The organism is Herbaspirillum sp. SJZ107 (assembly GCF_006715485.1).
Classification (GTDB): Bacteria; Pseudomonadota; Gammaproteobacteria; order Burkholderiales; family Burkholderiaceae_D; genus Telluria.
Map to the genome: position 1 here is coordinate 877729 of NZ_VFNH01000002.1, position 19346 is coordinate 897074.

The window sequence follows — 19346 nt, forward strand, 5'->3', positions numbered from 1 at the left end:
TCTAGCGGCTTCGTCGCAGAAAGGGTGCAGTCTAGCGCAAGCTGTCAGTTGCACACTACGTTCAGCCGATAGATTCAGCCACTGAGCTGGTTCAGGCTGGCCCACAGGTAGGCCGCCGCCATCGTGCGCTGCGGACGGTATGCTTGCAGGAAGGCTTCGGCTTCGGCGATGCCCGGCCGGGTATCCGTACCCAGCAGGCGTCCGATCGCGCTGCGCACTGCGACGTCGCCGTGCAGGGAACAGTCGGGATCGCCATAGCCGCGCAGCATCGCGTAGTTCACGGTCCAGGGACCGATGCCCTTGATCGCCAGCAGGCGCGCGGCGGTCGCGGCCAGGCCGCCGTCCGCCGGCGGATCGAGCGACAGCGCGCCGTCCGCCACCAGCCGTGCCAGGCGCAGCAGGGTGTCCGCCTTGGCGCGCGAGAACTTGCGGCTGGTCAGTTGCTCAACGTCGAGGCGGGCCACGTCCAGGGCTTCCGGGTAGCACCACAAGCCGTTCGGATGGGGGCGGCCGGCCTGCTGGATGAAACTGCGGCGCAGCGCGATCGCGAACGGCAGGTTGATCTGCTGGCCGATGATGGCCCAGGTCAGTGCCTCGAACACGGTGGCGGCCTGGATCACGCGCAGGCCCGGCATGCGCCGCACCACCGGGCCGAACAATGGATCGTCGCGCACCGCCGCTTCGAACGATGCCGGGTCGATGCGCAGGCCGAGCATGTTCACCAGCGCGGCCTCGGCCTGCGGCGGGATGCTGTCCGCGGCGGCATCGACCATGCAGCGGGCCCGGTCGCCGTCGAGAACGATCTGGAGCAGCACCGGCACGCCGTCCAGCAGCACCCCCTTGCGGATCGTCCCGCCCTCGATCCGTTCGGCCAGGCCTTCGGCATCGCGCCCGTGGAAGGCGAGCGCATCCTCGCGGCGGTAGCCGGCGGGCAGGGCGATGTCGAGCTGGCGGCGCATCACTTGGCGGGTGCGGACAGCGCCGCGGCGCGCCCGAAGCGGGGCACGAAGCCGGTCACCAGCGCGGTGCCGACCAGCACGATGGCCGAACCCACGATCGTGTACCAGCCGATGGTTTCGTGCAGGAACAGCGCGCCCCACAGGATGCCGAACACCGGGTTGAGGAAGGTCACCGTGAGGGCCGAGGTGGTGCCGACTTCCTCGATCAGCTTGAAGTACAGGATGTAGGCGATGCCGCTGCACAGCACGCCCAGCGCCAGCACCGCCGCCGCGATGCCGGGCGTGAAGCTGCCCGTGGCCGGGAACAGCGGCAGCACCGGCAGCACCATCAGGGCCGAGGTCCACATGGTGCCGTGGGCGTTGGCGAAGGGTTCGACGCTCTTGGCCGAGCGCGCGTACAGGCTGGCCACGCTGTAGCTGAAGGCTGCCAGCAGGGCTGCCGCCACCGCGATGCCGGCGCCGGGCCGGGCCGCCACGTGGTCGAAGCCGACCAGCAGCGCGACGCCCACCGTCCCCAGCACCAGGCCGATGCCGCTCTTCAGTCCCACTGCCTGGCGCGACCACACGGCGCCGAGCAGTGCGCCCCACATCGGCGCGGTTGCATTCAGCACCGACAGCACCGAGGCCGACAGCGTGCGCGCGGCAAAGGCGAACAGCAGGAACGGCAGCGCCGAATTGAAGAAGCCGAGGATGAAGTAATGCTTCCAGTGCGCGCGCAGGTGCAGGCGCTTCTTCAGCACCAGGCCGACGGCGGCCAGGAACAGGGCAGCGAACAGCACCCGCAATTCGATCAGGACGGCGGGCCCGAGCACGGGCGCGCTGATGCGCATGAACAGGAAGGAGCCGCCCCAGATGGCGGCGAGCAGGATGAGGCGCAGCAGGTTTGCGGTGTTCATGGTTGTGCTATCCCTGTGGCAGGGAGAGGATTATCGACGGCGGCGCGCGCCCGGACTTCCCGGTTCTTGCTTTTGAATTCGGGGACGGGCGCGGATTGGCAATGGTACAAGAAACGGGGGAGGGGTGCTGCGGAGAGTCGTTCCTGGCAGTGCCAGGAACGACAAGCTGGAAGGTATTACGGCATCAAGGCCTTCTTGCCGGAGCGCTTGCTCTTGACTTCGTTCAGCGCCCGCTCCACCGCCGCCATGCGCGCCGGCAGTGCCGGGTGGTTCGCCGTATAGCCGTTCAGCACCGACGGCGGATAGGCCTCGGCCAGGCGCCGCCAGAAGGCGGGCGCCTCGGCGACGTCGTAGCCGGCGCGGGCGGCCAGGTAGATGCCGAGGCGGTCGGCCGCGGCATCGGCGTCGGCCGGCATGGCCTTGATGCCGCCGCTGCCGATCAGCATCGAGGTGTCCGGATTGATGCTGCGCAGGTTGTCGATGATGCTGCCGATGGTCGCCTGGTTGCGCTGGGTCGCCGGGTGGCCCAGCATGTTGTGCGCCATGGTCTTGGCGACCACGAAGGCCAGTTCGTCGTCGTCGCGCGTGAAGCGGATCATGCCGCGCGTGACCAGCACGCGCGTGCCGTCGCCGTAGGCATTCACGTTGTCGGCGTTGCCGACGTCGATCGCGAAGGCGCAGGCGCGCGTGACCGGGATCGCCATCTGGCGTTCGCTGCCGCGGCGCTCGATCGTCAGCGGCATGCTGGCCTGGGAGGCGATGATGCGGTTGAAGATGGTGCCGGCCTGGGACAGCGCATGCTGGCCGGTCGGCAGCGGCTTGCCCCCGGCGGCGAGCAGCACGTCGCCGCTCTGCAGGCCGGCGCGCGCGGCGCCGCTGCCGGCCAGCACGCCGGTCACCTGCAGGCGTTCGTCCATGCCGAAGGCGACGTGGGCGGCTTCGTTGTAGTCGCCCGGATAGGACCAGCGGTTCTTGGCGGTGAAGCCGAGCAGCGGGCGCGCCTGGCCCTTGCACAGTTCCGCGTTCTGGATGAGGAGCGGCGCCGCGACCTTGTACAGGCGGTCCTGCAGGTCGGCCATTTTCGTGAGCGTGTCGGCGGCGGCGCTGATCTGCGGCGACAGACCCGGTGCTTCCGGCTGGTGCTGCACCGTGCCCGGCGTGGTCGGGATCGGACGGATGTCCTGCGTGGCGCAGGCCGACAGCAGCAGGGCAAGGGACATGCCCAGCGCGGGCAGGCGCAAATGGCGAATCATAGGCTCCTCATTATTGTTTATATCGTTTATTCTTTTCCGGTGCTGCCGAAGCCGCCGGCACCGCGCTCGCTCGACGTGAAGTCGTCGACGACGTTGAAGCCCACCTGCAGCACCGGCACCACGACCAGCTGCGCCAGGCGGTCCATCGGCTGCAGGGTGAAGGCGGACTGGCTGCGGTTCCAGGTAGACACCATCAGTTGCCCCTGGTAATCGGAGTCGATCAAGCCTACCAGATTACCGAGCACGATGCCGTTCTTGTGGCCGAGTCCACTGCGCGGCAGGATCATGGCGGCGTAGCCCGGATCGCCGAGGTGGATGGCGAGGCCGGTCGGCACCAGCACGGTCTGGCCGGGCTCGATCGTGAGCGGGGCGTCGACGCAGGCGCGCAGGTCCAGGCCGGCGCTGCCGGTCGTTGCGTAGGCCGGCAGGAAGTCCTGCATGCGCGGGTCGAGGATTTTGAGGTCGATCTGTTTCATTGATGCTTGATACGTGAGGCGTGGTGAATGGTCAGTCCAGCAGCGAACGCTGTTCCAGGCGCTTGGCGATTTCGGAGACCAGCTGGCGCGCCAGCGCCAGCTTGCCGGCGCGCGGCAGGACCGTGTGGCCGCTGTCGTCGAACAGCACGATAGCGTTCTCATCCTGCCCGAAGGTCTGTGGGCCGATATTGCCAACGAGCAAGGGGATGCCCTTCTTTTCGCGTTTGACGGCGCCGAATTCGATCAGGTTCTGCGATTCGGCGGCAAAGCCGACGCAGTAGGGCCAGCCGCTCAGCGAGGTGGTGGCGGCCACGCTGGCGAGGATGTCGGGGTTCGGCGCAAACTGCAACTGGGGCGCGGCACTGCCGTCCTTCTTGATCTTGTGCTCGCTCGCATTCTCGACGCGCCAGTCGGCCACCGCCGCCACGCCGATGAACACGTGCTGGCCGGCGACGCCCGCCATCACCGCGTCCAGCATCTGCTGCGCGCTGCGCACGTCGATGCGGCGCACGCCGTGCGGCGCGTCGAGCGCGGTCGGGCCGGATACCAGCGTCACCTCGGCGCCGGCTTCGCGCGCCGCGCGTGCGATCGCATAGCCCATCTTGCCCGAAGACAGATTGGTGATGCCGCGCACCGGGTCGATCGCTTCGTAGGTGGGGCCGGCCGTGATCAGGACGCGCTTGCCGGCCAGGACCTTCGGCTGGAAGGATGCAATCAATTCTTCCAGCAGTTCGTGGGGTTCCAGCATGCGGCCCATGCCGGTCTCGCCGCAGGCCTGGGAGCCGGCGGCCGGGCCGAAGATGCCGATGCCGTCGTCGCGCAGCTGGGCCACGTTGCGCTGCGTCGCCGGCTTTTCCCACATTTCGACGTTCATGGCCGGCGCCACCAGCAGCGGCACCGTGTGCGGGCGCGCCAGGCACAGCGTCGACAGCAGGTCGTCGGTGGCGCCGTGCGCCAGCTTGAAGATGAAATCGGCCGAGCAGGGCGCGATCAGGATCGCGTCGGCGCCGCGCGTCAGGTCGATGTGGGCCATGTTGTTGGGGATGCGGCCGTCCCACTGGTCGGTATACACCGGATGCCCGGACAGCGCCTGCATCGTCACCGCGCCGATGAAGTGGGTGGCGGCGTCGGTCATCACGACCTGCACGCTGGCCCCTTCCCTGGTCAGGGCGCGGCACAGTTCCGCGGCCTTGTAGCAGGCCACGCCGCCGGACAGGCCGAGGACGATCTTCTTGCCCTTCAGGTCCATGCTCATGGAATCTCCTTCCGTATTTACTTCTTGTTCACCCGACGCAGTTCGTCGACGATGAACAGGAAAGCGCCGAGACAGATCGCGCTGTCGGCAATATTAAAGGCCGGGAAGTGGCCGAGGCCGCGCCAGTAGAAATCGAGGAAGTCGATCACGTGGCCGTAGGCGACGCGGTCGATCAGGTTGCCCAGGGCGCCGCCCATGATCAGCGCCAGCGCCCAGCAGAACATGCGCTGGCCGGCGTGCTTGCGCAGCAGGTGCAGGATGAAGCCCACGGCCACCAGCGCGATGGCGCCGAAGAACCAGCGCTGCCAGCCGCCCTGGGCCGCCAGGAAGCTGAAGGCCGCGCCCGGGTTATACGCCAGCACCAGGTTGAAGAAGCTGGTGACCGGCTTTTCTTCGCCGTGCATGAAGGTGCGCGTGATGGTGATCTTGGTGATCTGGTCGATCAGGATCACGATGAAGGCGACGCCGAGCCAGGGCAGGAGGCTGGAACCGGCGGCGCCGGACGATGTTGATTTTTTTTTGGTGGCCATGTCGATGGGAAGGATGGGAACTCGCGGAGCGCCTGCACCCGGACGTGCCGGATGCAGGGCATTTTTTAATTACGCGAAGCGGCGCTTCTCACCGCTGCCGAACAGGTTGCTCGTGCAGCGGGCGCACAGGCCCGGGTGGGCCGGGTCGTGGCCGACGTCGCGGCGGTAGTGCCAGCAGCGCTCGCACTTCTCGGCGTCGGACGGGGTCACGGCCACGGCTTCCTGGGCCGCGTCCTCGACCTGCTCGACGCTCGCCTGCGAAGTGATGAACACGAACTTCAGGTCGTCCTCCAGGCTGGCCAGGGCGCGGTACTTGTCGCCGGCCGCCTTCAGCGCCAGTTCGGCCTGCAGCGAGGAACCGATCGCCCCCGAACCGCGCACTTCTTCCAGCTGCTTGGTGACGTCGTTGCGCACGTTCCTGATCAGCGCGTACTTTTCCAGCAGGGCGGCGCTGTCCGCGATCTCCGGGAAGGCCCACAGGGTCTGGGTGAAGATGGTGTCGTCGGAGTCGGCAAACGCCTTCTCGCCGGCGAACACGGCCCAGGCTTCCTCGGCGGTGAAGGACAGGATCGGTGCCATCAGGCGCAGCAGGCTGTGCGCGATGTTCCACAGCGCAGTCTGGGCCGAGCGGCGTGCCAGCGAATCGACGCCGGTGGTGTACAGGCGGTCCTTCAGCAGGTCGAGGTAGAAGCCGCCCAGGTCTTCCGAGCAGAAGATCTGCAGGCGCGACACCACCGGGTGGAATTCGTAGCGCTCGAAGTGGGCTGCCACATCGAGCTGCAGGCGCGCCGTTTCGGCCATCGCATAGCGGTCGATCTCGAACATCTCGGCCACCGGCACGGCGTTGACGGCCGGGTCGAAGTCCGAGGTGTTCGCCAGCAGGAAGCGCAGCGTGTTGCGGATGCGGCGGTAGGATTCCGTCACGCGCTTCAGGATCTCTTCGCCGATCGACAGCTCGCCGGTGTAGTCGGTCGAAGCGACCCACAGGCGCAGGATGTCGGCACCGAGGGTATCCGAGATCTTTTGCGGCGCCAGCGTGTTGCCGAGCGACTTCGACATCTTCTTGCCGTTCTCGTCGACCGTGAAGCCGTGGGTCAGCAGCGCCTTGTACGGCGGACGGCCGTTCAGCATCGACGACGTCAGCAGCGACGAGTGGAACCAGCCGCGGTGCTGGTCCGAACCTTCCAGGTAGAGGTCGGCCGGGAACGCGGATTGTTCCTTGTGCGAGCCGCGCAGCACGGTCTGGTGGGTCGAGCCGGAGTCGAACCAGACGTCCAGGGTGTCGCGGTTTTTCTCGTAGGTGTCGGCGTCGTCGCCGAGCAGCTCGCGCGCATCCAGCTGGTGCCAGGCGTCGATGCCGCCCGCTTCGATCAGCTTGGCCACCTGTTCCAGCAGTTCCGGGGTGCGCGGGTGCAGCGCGCCGGTTTCCTTGTGGATGAAGAAGGCCATCGGCACGCCCCACTGGCGCTGGCGCGACAGGGTCCAGTCCGGACGGTTGGCGATCATGCCCTGCAGGCGCGCCTGGCCCCAGTCCGGGAAGAACTGCGTTTCCGCGATGCCGGCCAGCGCGGTCTCGCGCAGGGTCGGGCCGCCATCCTTCGGCGTGATGTCCATGCCGGCGAACCACTGGTTGGTGGCGCGGTAGACGATCGGGGTCTTGTGGCGCCAGCAGTGCATGTAGCTGTGCTCGAACATCTTGAATTCGAACAGGGCGCCCGCTTCGGTCAGCGCGGCGACGATCGGCTTGCTCGCTTCCCAGATCGTCATGCCGCCGAACAGCGGCAGGGTGGCGGCGAACCGGCCGTCGCCCAGCACCGGCTTCAGGATGTCTTCGTCCTTCATGCCGTGCGCCTTGCACGACTGGAAGTCTTCGATACCGTAGGCCGGCGCCGAGTGGACCACGCCGGTGCCGCTGTCGGTGGTGACGTAGTCGGCCAGGTAGACCGGCGAGGTGCGGTCGTAGAACGGATCGGCGGCGTGCAGCGGGTGCTTGAAGCGGATGCCGTCCAGCTTGGCGCCCGTGGTCTCGGCGACGATCTCGCCTTCCAGCTTGTAGCGCTGCATGACGGATTCGACCAGGTCCTTGGCCAGGATCAGCAGCACCGGCTTATCGTTACGGACGGTCTTTACCAGCGCGTAAGTCACTTCCGGGTGCGCGTTCAGCGCCTGGTTCGACGGGATGGTCCACGGGGTCGTGGTCCAGATCACGATGAAGCCGTCGCCGGCCGGCAGTGCGCCCAGGCCGAAGGCGGCCGCGAGCTTGTCCGGTTCCGCGAACGGGAAGCCGACGTCGATCGCCGGGTCGCGCTTGTCCTGGTATTCGACTTCGGCCTCGGCCAGCGCCGAGCCGCAATCGAAGCACCAGTTGACCGGCTTCAGGCCGCGGTAGACATAACCCTTGTCGAGCAGCGTGCCGAGGGCGCGCAGTTCGTCGGCTTCGTTACCGTAGGCCATGGTCATGTAAGGGTTGTCCCATTCGCCGAGCACGCCCAGACGGATGAAGCCGGCGCGCTGGCGGTCGATCTGCTCGAGCGCATAGGCGCGCGCCTTTTGCAGAACCTCGGCGGTCGGCAGGTTCTTGCCGTACAGTTTTTCGATCTGGATCTCGATCGGCATGCCGTGGCAATCCCAGCCCGGCACGTAGGGCGCATCGAAGCCGGCCATGGTGCGCGATTTGACGACCATGTCCTTCAGGATCTTGTTGACGGCGTGGCCGAGGTGGATGTCGCCGTTGGCGTAGGGCGGACCGTCGTGCAGGATGAATTTCGGACGGCCGGCGGCGGCCTTGCGCACGCGCTCGTAGATTTTCTTGTCTTGCCATTGCTTGACCCAGCCTGGTTCGCGCTTGGCGAGGTCGCCGCGCATCGGGAAGGGCGTGTCGGTCATGTTGACCGGGTATTTGCTTTCGGGCTTCTTGGCGCCTTTTTGGCCTGGTTTGGTATCGGACATAGGACTTTTCTAAGGTGGACTGCTGTTGGGTGTGAACATGGACAAGCAGGGCGCGGCGGCCGAAGCCGCGGCGCCGCGAATGACGGTGTTCAAATTCGATCGGTGGCGGTGAGGGCGCCGGCGCGCTGGGCGAACCAGGCACGCGCCTGTTGGGCATCGCGCTCGATGGCGGCCGTCAGCGTGGGCAGGTCGACGTATTTTTCCTCGTCACGCAGCTTGGCCAGGAATTCCACTTGCACCAGCTTGCCGTAGCAGGGCTGGTTATAGTCGAACACATGCACTTCGAGCAGCATGCGGCCCGCGTCCTCGACGGTCGGACGCACGCCCAGGCTGGCGACGGCCGGCAGCGGCTGCGGTCCCAGGCCGTGCACCTGCACCACGAAGATGCCGGCCAGGGCCGGGCGGTGCACGACGCGCAGGTTCAGCGTCGGGAAGCCCAGCGTGCGGCCCAGCTTGGCACCGTGGATCACGTGGCCGGACATCGAATACGGATGGCCGAGCAGGGCGCGCGTGGCGTCGAAATCGGCGGCGGCCAGCGCGCTGCGCACGGCCGAGGACGAGATGCGGGTGGCGTCGTGCAGCACGGCAGGCAGGCTGTGCACTTCGAAGCCGTACTCCTTGCCGGCTTCGGCCAGCAGGGCGACATTGCCAGCGCGCCGGGCGCCGTAGCAGAAATCGTCCCCCACCATCAGCCATTTGACGTGCAGGCCTTCGACCAGTACCCGCTCGGTGAATTCGCGCGGCGACATGGCGGCGAAATGCTCGTTGAAATGCTCGACGATGACACGGTCGATGCCGGCATTCGACAGCGATTCCAGCTTGTCGCGCAGGTTGGCGATGCGTGCCGGGGCCTTGGACAGATCCCCGCTGCGCTGCGCAAAATATTCGCGCGGATGCGGCTCGAACGTCATCACGGCGGATTCCAGCCCAAGGCGCCGCGCACTGGCGGTCACGTGGGCCAACAGCGCCTGATGTCCGCGGTGGACACCGTCGAAGTTGCCAATCGTGAGTGCGCACGGGGCACGTGCCCTGTCGTTGGGAAGTCCGCGAAATACCTTCATTGGATGATTCGTGCTCCGAGGCGAAATACCAGATTATACGGCAACTGCGATGTTGCAAAGCGCAATGGCCGAAAGCGCGGGGCAGGGGAAAGGCGTGCGCAGTGGCCCGCGCCGGGTCGCGTAAACGTAAAAAGCGCCGCCTGCGGGAACGCGGGCGGCGCTTTCGAAGCACTGCCGCATGGGCGGCAGTGCATGCCGGATGGCGTGTTGGCTTACGCCAGCGGCTTGTTGATGGCCATGATGAAGTAGCGGGCCAGTTCGGCGGTGCCGTCCTTGCCGCCCACGCCTTTCAGCGTGCTGATCGCCTGCTGCTTCTTGCCGGCGACGGCATAGGCTTCGCCCAGGTGCAGCTTGGCGTCTTCCGGGTACTTCAGGTTGCCGGCCTTGATGGCGGCTTCCATCATTTTCAGGCCCTTGTCGGCCTGGCCCGACTGCACCAGGCTGTAGCCCAGGGCGATCAGGCCGTCGTTGTCGTTGGCCTTGGTCAGCGAGGCTTCTTCGGCGGCGACGGTCTTGTTCTGCTCGGCCAGGGTCTTCTCGGCCAGGTCCTTCAGGCGCTGGTGACGCGCGGCGTCGGCACCGGTACCCAGTGCGCCGGCCTTGTAGCCCTTGTCGATGACCTTGATCGCTTCTGCCGGGGCCTTGGCTTGCAGGACCAGCTGGGCCATTTCCATGTACTCGCTCGGCTTCTTCATCAGGCCGTTGGCCAGCTTCAGGCGGTAGATGTCGACGGCCAGGCGGCCGGAGAAGCCAGGCTTGCCCTGCACGCGGTTCAGCAGGTCGGTCCAGTACTGGGCCTTCGGATAATTCGCGGCCAGTTTCTCGATGGTGTTGACGTAGCCAACCTTGTCACCCTTCTTGAGCTGGACGTTGGCGAGCATGCCGAGCTGGTCTTCGCTCATGCGGCCGCTCTTCTCGGCATTGTGCAGTTCAGCTTCCAGGGCAGCAGTGTTGCCCTGCTTGTAATAGTTCTGCAGCAGGTAGGCGCGCAGTTCAGGATCGTCGCGCTCTTTCAGCTGGGCCTGGATCGCGGCGTTTGCCTTGCCCAGGTCGCCACCACGCATGTAGATGCCGATGAGGCCTTTGGACATCTGGGCTTTTTCGGAGGCCGACAGCTTGCCGGAACCGATCAGGTATTCGAAGGACTTGGCGGCGGCGGCGTAGTCACCTGCGCTCGAGGCGGCACCGGCACGGGTGCGTTCGATCAGGTAAGTTTCGTTTGCCGACTTGTTGCCGACCTTGTCGAGGTCATGCAGACGATTCAGGGCTTCCTTGTTCTTGCCCTGCTTCATCAGTTGCTGCGCTTCTTGCAGCGGCTTGCCGACTTCGGGACGGAGGGTCTCGGCGGCATAGGCCGGGGCCAGGCCAACCACCGGGACGGCGGCGGTGAATCCGAGTGCGGCCAGTGCGAGGCCGAGGTGTGCGAGGCGGAACTTGGACATTATCGACATTCTTTCATTCAAAATAGACACGGCAGGGAAACCCTGCCGTGTTCATTATAGCCAAAGCGATTTACTGGAACTGTTCGTTGCCGACCATACCGATCTTGGTGACACCAAGACGTTGAGCCGACGCCATCACACCAGCGACAACCTTGTACTCGACCAGCTTGTTCGGACGCAGGTGCACTTCCGGCTGATCGGCCATCGCCGCCACGTTGGACAGCTTGGCTTCGAGGGTGGCACGATCCGGGATCGGGGTATTGTCCCAGAGGACAGTACCGTCGAAGTCCACGTCGATCGTGACCACCTGCGGTTCCTTGGTCGACGGTGGCGGGGTGCCGACCGGCATATTCAAGTTAACCGAGTGGTTTTGCTTTGGAATGGTGATGATCATCATAATGATCAGCACCAGCATGACGTCGATCAGCGGCGTCATGTTCATTTCCATCATCGGTTCCGGATCGGCGCCTGCGCCTCCGGGTGAACCAACGTTCATAGACATGAGTGCTTCCTTTCAAATCTTGGGAACCAGCCCGATACGGGTTTCCCGCTAGGGGTCTTCCTGTATCGGGCTGCGGGGTCATCATCGGAAGAGGGGCGGACCCCTCTTCACTTCGATCAGCCCTTGTCAGGAATTTCGGTGATGAAACCGACTTTCTGAATCGCCGCACGCTGGGCCGTGTAGAGCACCCTGCCGATTGCTTCGTAGCGGGTTTCTTGGTCGCCACGAATCTTCACTTCCGGCTGGGGCACTTTCACCGCTTCTTTCTTCAGGAATTCGAAGAGTTCGTCGGTGTTGGCCAGCTTGTGCTGGTTCCAGTACATATCGCCATCCTTGTTGACGACGATGTTCACGTCTTCCGGCGTGGTTTTGGCAGCCTGGTTGGTCTCGACGGGCAGTTTGATCTTCTGCAGTTTAAGAACAACCGGGCTGGTGATCAGAAAGATGATCAGCAGAACCAACATCACGTCCACGAGGGGCGTGGTGTTGATCTCTGACATGACGGTATCTTCTCCGCTATCGGAGCCAACACTCATCGACATGATTAGCCAACCTTTTTAGCGCCAGCGGCAGCACGGGCAGCTTCCGAGGTGTGCATTGCGCCCGAGATCAGGACGGAGTGCACGTCGGCGCTGAACGAACGGACGTCTTCCATTGCGGTCTTGTTACGACGGACCAGCCAGTTGTAGCCCAGAACGGCCGGGACTGCAACGAACAGACCGAATGCGGTCATGATCAGTGCTTCACCCACCGGACCTGCAACCTTGTCGATCGACGCGTTACCGGTCATACCGATGTTGGTCAGTGCGTTGTAAATACCCCAGACGGTACCGAACAGACCGATGAACGGTGCGGTCGAGCCGACGGTTGCCAGGAACGACAGGCCATCTTGCAGACGCGACTGGACTTTGTCCACGGCGCGCTGGATCTGCATGGTGGTCCAGGTCGACAGGTCGATCTGCTCGAGCAGGGCGCCGTCGTGGTGCTGGGTTGCCTTGGTGCCGGTTTCAGCGATGAAGCGGAACGGCGAGCCTTCGGTCAGTTGTGCCGAGCCGGCAGCGATCGACGGAGCTTTCCAGAACTTCTGGTTGGTTTCCTTCGACTGACGGAAGATCTTCGACTGGTCGATCAGCTTGGTGATCAGGATGTACCACGAACCCATCGACATCAGGGCCAGGATGATCAGGGTGCCGCGCGACACGACGCCGCCTTCCCACACGGCCTGGATGCCGAACGGGTTCTCGACTTCTTCTTTCTTGCCTTCAGCAGCGGCCGGGGCGCCTGCAGCCGGAGCTGCTGCTGCGTCGGTTGCCGGTGCTGCTGCCGGTGCTGCTGCGTCAGCCGCAGGAGCTGCCGGGGCGCTCGCTGCTGCCGGAGCGTCAGCGAAGGCCGGTGCGGACACCAGCGCCGAAGCTGCCGTAACCGAGAACAGGACAGCCGCCAGCAGAGCGGACAAACGGGTATTCTTAAACATGCTTCCTCCAAAAATTAAAATGAACAGTTCGCTGAACAGATGACAACGAAAATCACAGTTTGAGACGTTGCTGCCGTCCCGGTTTATTCCAAAGTCCAGACGTACTGCACTGCTACCCATGCTTGTTGGGGCGCCCCATCAACCATTGCTGGCTTGAATCGGCATTTACCAAGAGCTGACTGCGCAGCTTTATCCAGATCGCGGAAGCCACTCGACTTCGCCATCTTGGAATCCATCACGTGACCATCCACGCCAATCAGGAACGAAATGGTCGACACACCCGTTTCTTCATTACGCAGCGACGATTTCGGGTATTCCGGTTTCGCGCAGGTGTTGAAGTCTGCCACTGCCTCGGTACGCGAAGGACCCTTGGCCGGTGCTGCCGGTGCCGGAGGGGCCGGCTGTGCCGGTGGCGTGCGGTTGATCTCCGTCGTTGCCGGTTTCGCAGTGGTCGTGTTAGCGATCACATTCTGCGGCGGCGGCGGGGTCTGCACCTGCACTTCAACCGGCGGAATGAATGGAGGCGGCGGGGCCTTCATTTCCGGCGGTGGCGGCGGGGGCGGAACATCCGGCGGTGGCGGCGGTTTCACTTCCTCGATAATTTTGGTCTCCACTGGTTCCATCATCTTGGCGACCATGCGCTTTCCGAGACCGGTAACCAGCCCGTAAGCGACAATCAGGTGCAAGACGATAACAATGGCGATACCAGTGAAATTCTTCCCGGCGTTCTTCTCTTGCGAAAAATTCATCCTGCTTTCTCCAATACCAACCTTTTTTGTTGCTACCAAACCCACTAAACACGACAAAATGCTAAGAGCCGCATCCGGGACATCGGCGAATTATACCTACGAATTCTTTTTTGCACATACATTTTTATGCCCTCAAAGAGAGGCTATTTGCCTGTAAAAACAAGCAAACAAGCACATCAGTATGAAGAATCCGCAGGCCCGTCGACGACGCAAAAACTTAGCTGTTTAACAATGTCAAGTGGTGCCCTTTTTTGATGCGTGGAAGATCAGGCAACAGACGCCTTCTGCCGAATTTTCCATGCTGAATTTGCTACTTAGCAAATATATGGTGAAACGGTCGTGGCGTTTCTGCCAACTATAACCAATTTACATGCCAGTGGGTGTTCTGTTGAACAAAAAACCCTTTAAAAACAAGGCGAAAGCCATAAGAGGACCTTATATGGATATCGGCTCTTGATATGGCTCAGTGTGCATGTAAGATGGTTTTTGAACAATATCAGATAAGTAATGTAATGACGAGAAGGTATGCATTCAATCGTACCGCGCTGGCGGACCAGGAATGTTTGCGCTCGCACCAAGCAGGTGCCGGAGCGCGCGGAGGCGGCACGCCCGCGGTGCACACTATATATATAGAGGGATGCAGCGCGGCCGGTGCCGCAGCCGAAAAAAAGCCCGCACGGAAGGGTGCGGGCGGAGGGAAAGGAAGCGCGGATCTCAGTAGCGCGCGCGCTTTTCGCGCCTGCACTCGAGGCTGCTGACCACGCGGCCGGACGGGTCGACGGTTTCGAGGCGCACGTCGAAGCCCCACAGGCGGGCCACGTGCTTCAGCACTTCATGCGCCTGCTGGTTGAGCGGGCGGCGCTGGAATTGCGTATGGCGCAGGGTCAGCGCGCGGTCGTCGCGCGTATTGACTTGCCAGACCTGGATGTTGGGTTCGCGGTTGCCCAGGTTGTACTGCTCGGCCAGCTGTTGGCGTACGTAGCGGTAGCCGGCCTCGTCGTGGATCGCCGAAATCGTCAATTTATCGCTGCGGTCGTCGTCGAGCACGGCGAAGAAGTGGAATTCGCGGATCAGCTTGGGCGACAGGTACTGGGCAATGAAACTTTCATCCTTGAAGTTGCGCATGGCGAAGTCCAGTGTCTTGATCCAGTCGCTGCCGGCAATGTCCGGGAACCAGGCGCGGTCTTCGTCGGTCGGGTTCTCGCAGATGCGCTTGATGTCCATCATCATTGCGAATCCCAGCGCATATGGATTGATGCCACTGTAATAGGGGCTGTTGGCGGCCGGCTGGAACACCACGTTGGTGTGGCTCTGCAGGAATTCCAGCATGAAGCCGTCGCCGACGATGCCTTCCTTGTGCAGCTCGTGCAGGATGGTGTAGTGCCAGAAGGTGGCCCAGCCCTCGTTCATCACCTGGGTCTGGCGTTGCGGATAGAAATATTGCGAGATCTTGCGCGAGATACGCACCAGCTCGCGCTGCCAGGGCTCCAGCAGCGGCGCGTATTTCTCGATGAAGTACAGCAGGTTTTCCTCGGGCTCGACCGGGAAGCGCGGCGGCGCGGCCGCATCCTTCTGGGCTTCCTCGCGGCGCGGCAGGGTACGCCACAGTTCGTTCACCTGGGACTGGATGTATTCTTCGCGCTCCTTCTGGCGGTTCTGTTCCTGCGCGACCGACAGCTTGGCCGGCCGCTTGTAGCGGTCGACGCCATAGTTTTGCAGCGCATGGCAGGAGTCGAGCAATTCCTCGACGGCGTCGATGCCGTGCCGCTGCTCGCATTCGGCGATGTAGTTCTTGGCAAAGACCATGTAGTCGACGATGGCGTCGGCATCGGTCCAGGTGCGGAACAGGTAATTCCCCTTGAAAAAGGAATTGTGGCCATAGGCGGCGTGGGCGATCACCAGCGCCTGCATGGTCAGGCTGTTTTCCTCCATCAGGTAGGCGATGCACGGATTCGAGTTGATCACGATCTCGTAGGCCAGGCCCATCTGGCCGCGCTTGTAGCTTTTTTCCGTGCTGAGGAAGTGCTTGCCGAAGGACCAGTGGTTGTACGACACCGGCATGCCCACCGAGGTGTAGGCATCCATCATTTGTTCGGCGGTGATGATTTCGAGCTGGTTGGGGTAGGTGTCCAGGCCGAACTTCCTGGCCACCCGGCGGATTTCCTCGTGTGCCTGTTCGATCAGGTCGAAGGTCCACTCCGACTGTTCGGGCAGGGCGCGCGGGTTGTTGGGATCTCTTGGCATGAGCGGGCCTCGCTTTGCATTGCTGCTGTCTACCGTTTATTTGGGCTGCTTCTTGAACAGTTCACGGAACACTGGATAAATATCGGCCGGCGTCACGATCTTCTGCATGGCGAAGTTCGGATGCGTGGCCGCCACTTCGGCATACTGCTCCCACAGGTTCTGGGGCGGGCCGTCGGTGATCTCGACATAGGTGTAGTACTGCACCCGGGGCATGATCTGGCTGTTGAGGATCTGCTTGCACAGCACCGAGTCGTTGTCCCAGTTGTCGCCGTCGGACGCCTGCGCCACGTAGCTGTTCCAGTCGCCGTTGCTGTAGCGCTCGGTGACGATCTTGTTCAGCATGTGCAGCGCCGAAGACACGACCGTGCCGCCGGATTCGCGCGAATGGAAGAACTCGTTCTCGTCGACTTCGGCCGCGGCCGTGTGGTGGCGGATGAAGACCACTTCGATCTTTTCGTACACGCGCTTCAGGAACAGGTACAGCAGGATGAAGAAGCGCTTGGCGGTGTCCTTGCGGCTTTCATCCATCGAGCCCGATACGTCCATGATGCAGAACATCACGGCCGCGGTAGAAGGCTTCGGGATCTTGATCCGGTTGCTGTAGCGCAGGTCGATCGGGTCGATAAAGGGGATCGCCAGCAGCCGCGTGTGCAGGTGGTGGATCTTGTGCTTGAGTTCGAGGACCTGCGGGTCGTCGTCCTCGGCGCCGTTCTCGCGCAGTTCGCGCAGCTCGTGCTCGAGCGCGGTGAGTTGCTTGCGCGACGGTCCGCCCACGGCGATGCGGCGTCCCAGCGCCCCGCGCAGCGAGCGCAGCACGTGGATGTTGGAGGGCGTGCCGGAAATGTTGTAGCCGGCGCGCTGGTTCTTGAATTCGACGACCTGGGTCAGCTGCGTCTTGATCATGTTCGGCAGCTCGAGGTCCTCGAAGAAGTAGTTCATGAATTCTTCGCGGCTCAGTTCGAAGATGAAATCGTCTTCGGTGGTCTGCTCGCTGTTGCCCGCCTTGCCGCGGCCGGCGCCGCCGCCACCGCCGCGCGGACGGTTGAACTGGTCGCCTTTCTGGTATTCGGTGTTGCCGGGGTTGACGGTCTCCCAGACACCGCCATGCGCGTGTCCGAAGCGGGGTTCGTTCACGTCCTTGACGGGAATCGAGACCTTTTCGCCATTTTCGATGTCGGTGATCGAGCGACCCTTGATCGCCCGGCCCACCGCATCCTTGATTTGCGCCTTGTAGCGGCGCAAGAAGCGTTCGCGGTTGACCGCAGACTTGTTCTTGCCCTGCAAGCGTCGGTCGATGAGGTAAGTCAAAACAGGCCTCCTGCTCAAATTCGCGGCGGGCCGGATTCCTTCCCGGTCCTGTGTATCTTAACGCTTCGCGGCGTTACGTGGTTGGCATACCGGACTTTGGTGGGACAGGGACTACACATCAAGCGCGCCCAGCCTAACAGCCCTGCAACCACGCTCCTCGCGGTGGAGCAGGATGGGCACGCCGTGCCCATCCTGCGGACTCAAGAGGATTTACGTACCCGCAGATACCACTCGCACAGCAGTCGCACCTGTTTCGGCGTGTAGCCTTTCTCGACCATGCGCGCCACGAAGTCGGCATGCTTGGTCGCGTCCTCGGCGCTCGCTTTCGCATTGAACGAGATCACCGGCAGCAATTCCTCGGTGTTCGAGAACATTTTCTTCTCGATCACGGTGCGGAATTTTTCGTAGCTGGTCCAGGCCGGGTTCTTGCCGCCGTTGGTCGCACGCGCCCGCAAGCCGAAGTTGACGATCTCGTTGCGGAAATCCTTCGGGTTCGAAATGCCGGCCGGCTTTTCGATCTTTTCCAGTTCGGCGTTCAGCGATTCGCGGTCGAAGCTTTCGCCGGTATCCGGATCGCGGAATTCCTGGTCCTGGATCCAGAAGTCGGCAAAGGTCACGTAGCGGTCGAAGATGTTCTGGCCGTATTCCGAATAGCTTTCCAGGTAGGCGGTCTGGATTTCCTTGCCGATGAAATCGACGTAGCGCTGGGCCAGGTGTTCCTTGATGTACGACATGTAGCGCTGTTCGGTCTCGGGCGGGAACTGCTCGCGCTCGATCTGCTGTTCGAGCACGTACAGCAGGTGCACCGGATTGGCCGCCACTTCGGTGTTGTCGAAGTTGAACACCTTGGACAGGATCTTGAAGGCGAAGCGGGTCGACAGGCCGTTCATGCCTTCGTCGACGCCGGCATAATCGACGTACTCGTGCATCGACTTCGCTTTCGGATCGGTGTCCTTCAGGTTTTCGCCGTCGTACACCAGCATCTTCGAATAGATGCTCGAGTTTTCCGGATCCTTCAGGCGCGACAGGATCGCGAATTGCGACATCATGCGCAGGGTGCCTGGCGCGCACGGCGCTTTATCGAGCGAGGAATTGCGCAGCAGCTTGTCGTAGATCTTGATTTCGTCCGACACGCGCAGGCAATACGGCACCTTGACGATATAGATCCGGTCGAGGAAAGCCTCGTTGTTGCGGTTGTTGCGGAAGGTCTTCCATTCCGATTCGTTGGAGTGGGCCAGCACGATGCCTTCAAAGGGAATCGCGCCGAAGCCTTCGGTGCCCTTGTAATTGCCTTCCTGGGTCGCGGTGAGCAGCGGGTGCAGCACCTTGATCGGGGCCTTGAACATTTCGACGAATTCCATCAGGCCCTGGTTCGCCAGGCACAGGCCGCCGGAATAGCTGTAGGCGTCCGGATCGTCCTGGGCGTAATCCTCGAGCTTGCGGATATCGACCTTGCCGACCAGCGAAGAAATATCCTGGTTGTTTTCGTCGCCCGGTTCGGTCTTGGCGATCGCGATCTGTTTCAGGATCGACGGATAGCGCTTGACGACGCGGAACTTGTTGATGTCGCCGCCGAATTCATGCAGGCGCTTGACCGCCCACGGGCTCGGCACATTGCGCAGGTAGCGGCGCGGAATGCCGTAATCCTCTTCGAGAATGGCGCCGTCTTCCGTTTCGCTGAACAGCCCGAGCGGCGATTCATTGACCGGCGAACCCTTGATCGCGTAAAACGGCACCTGCTCCATCAGCGATTTGAGCTTTTCGGCGATCGACGATTTGCCGCCGCCCACCGGGCCCAGCAAATACAGGATCTGCTTGCGTTCTTCCAGGCCCTGGGCCGCATGGCGGAAATAGGAAACGACCTGTTCGATCACTTCCTCCATGCCGTAGAACTCGCGGAATGCGGGATAAATCTTGATGACCTTGTTGGCGAAGATGCGCGACAGGCGCGGGTCGAGGCGCGTATCGACCAGGGTAGGTTCGCCGATGGCGGCCAGCATGCGCTCGGGAGCGCTGGCGTAAGTCAGGGGATCCTTCTTGCAAAGCTGAAGATACTCGGACAGCGAGTATTCCTCTTCGCGGGTACGCTCATAGCGGGCTGCGTAGTTATCAAAAATGGTCATGTGAATGTCCTCTAATGTGCTAACACTGATCACTGTCCGGCAACCGATGAAAGACGGTTGCCCAAGCCCGGCCGGATGGGATACGCAGCATGTGGAATGCTGTCGGCCGGGTCGCCATCATGAAA

16 protein-coding genes are annotated in these 19346 nt (G+C 62.9%); all 16 read right to left on the bottom strand.

The window, feature by feature from the left end; genetic code table 11:
• Positions 1–74: 74 nt before the first annotated feature.
• The 16 genes from FBX97_RS13570 to FBX97_RS13645 all read right to left on the bottom strand — a co-directional run bounded on the left by FBX97_RS13570 (position 75) and on the right by FBX97_RS13645 (position 19221).
• Positions 75–959 carry a DNA-3-methyladenine glycosylase gene (locus FBX97_RS13570; protein ID WP_141834443.1) on the bottom strand — a complete coding sequence of 295 codons (885 nt, stop codon included), beginning with the start codon at positions 957–959 and terminating at the stop codon, positions 75–77.
• Positions 959–1855, bottom strand: coding sequence for a DMT family transporter (locus FBX97_RS13575; RefSeq protein WP_141832419.1), 897 nt, complete (start codon positions 1853–1855; stop codon positions 959–961). Before FBX97_RS13575 ends, FBX97_RS13570 begins: the two co-directional genes overlap by 1 nt.
• A 176-nt stretch (positions 1856–2031) precedes the next feature.
• Positions 2032–3108: a M48 family metalloprotease gene (locus FBX97_RS13580; protein ID WP_141832421.1), complete on the bottom strand. Its 1077-nt coding sequence runs from the start codon at positions 3106–3108 to the stop codon at positions 2032–2034.
• A 26-nt stretch (positions 3109–3134) separates the two neighbouring features.
• Complete coding sequence (gene dut, locus FBX97_RS13585) at positions 3135–3584, bottom strand: dUTP diphosphatase (protein ID WP_141832423.1); 450 nt, start codon at positions 3582–3584, stop codon at positions 3135–3137.
• Between the two features lie 31 nt (positions 3585–3615).
• On the bottom strand, positions 3616–4833 hold the full coding sequence (gene coaBC / locus FBX97_RS13590; protein WP_141834446.1) for a bifunctional phosphopantothenoylcysteine decarboxylase/phosphopantothenate--cysteine ligase CoaBC: 1218 nt from the start codon (positions 4831–4833) through the stop codon (positions 3616–3618).
• Positions 4834–4856: 23 nt separating this feature from the next.
• On the bottom strand, positions 4857–5369 hold the full coding sequence (lspA, locus tag FBX97_RS13595; protein WP_141832425.1) for a signal peptidase II: 513 nt from the start codon (positions 5367–5369) through the stop codon (positions 4857–4859).
• Positions 5370–5438: 69 nt separating this feature from the next.
• A complete protein-coding gene (ileS, locus tag FBX97_RS13600; RefSeq protein WP_141832427.1) occupies positions 5439–8318 on the bottom strand; it encodes an isoleucine--tRNA ligase in 2880 nt (959 codons plus the stop codon).
• Positions 8319–8407: 89 nt separating this feature from the next.
• Entirely contained in the window at positions 8408–9379 is a 972-nt protein-coding gene (locus tag FBX97_RS13605; protein WP_141832429.1) for a bifunctional riboflavin kinase/FAD synthetase, read from the bottom strand.
• Positions 9380–9591: 212 nt separating this feature from the next.
• The gene (locus tag FBX97_RS13610) at positions 9592–10821 is read right to left on the bottom strand and encodes a hypothetical protein (RefSeq protein ID WP_141832431.1); all 1230 of its coding nucleotides are present in this window, start codon (positions 10819–10821) and stop codon (positions 9592–9594) included.
• 70 nt (positions 10822–10891) lie between these two features.
• The gene (locus FBX97_RS13615; protein ID WP_185748586.1) at positions 10892–11323 is read right to left on the bottom strand and encodes a biopolymer transporter ExbD; all 432 of its coding nucleotides are present in this window, start codon (positions 11321–11323) and stop codon (positions 10892–10894) included.
• A gap of 116 nt (positions 11324–11439) precedes the next feature.
• Positions 11440–11865 (bottom strand): biopolymer transporter ExbD, encoded by a 426-nt coding sequence (locus tag FBX97_RS13620; RefSeq protein ID WP_141832433.1) that lies wholly within the window; start codon positions 11863–11865, stop codon positions 11440–11442.
• Between the two features lie 2 nt (positions 11866–11867).
• The gene (locus FBX97_RS13625) at positions 11868–12797 is read right to left on the bottom strand and encodes a MotA/TolQ/ExbB proton channel family protein (protein WP_221631803.1); all 930 of its coding nucleotides are present in this window, start codon (positions 12795–12797) and stop codon (positions 11868–11870) included.
• An 83-nt stretch (positions 12798–12880) separates the two neighbouring features.
• Positions 12881–13546 (bottom strand): energy transducer TonB, encoded by a 666-nt coding sequence (locus FBX97_RS13630; protein WP_141832435.1) that lies wholly within the window; start codon positions 13544–13546, stop codon positions 12881–12883.
• Between the two features lie 714 nt (positions 13547–14260).
• Positions 14261–15790 (bottom strand): SpoVR family protein, encoded by a 1530-nt coding sequence (locus FBX97_RS13635; protein ID WP_141832437.1) that lies wholly within the window; start codon positions 15788–15790, stop codon positions 14261–14263.
• 36 nt (positions 15791–15826) lie between these two features.
• A complete protein-coding gene (locus FBX97_RS13640) occupies positions 15827–17098 on the bottom strand; it encodes a YeaH/YhbH family protein (protein ID WP_141832439.1) in 1272 nt (423 codons plus the stop codon).
• Positions 17099–17298: 200 nt separating this feature from the next.
• Positions 17299–19221 carry a PrkA family serine protein kinase gene (locus tag FBX97_RS13645; RefSeq protein WP_141832441.1) on the bottom strand — a complete coding sequence of 641 codons (1923 nt, stop codon included), beginning with the start codon at positions 19219–19221 and terminating at the stop codon, positions 17299–17301.
• Between the last annotated feature and the right edge of the window lie 125 nt (positions 19222–19346).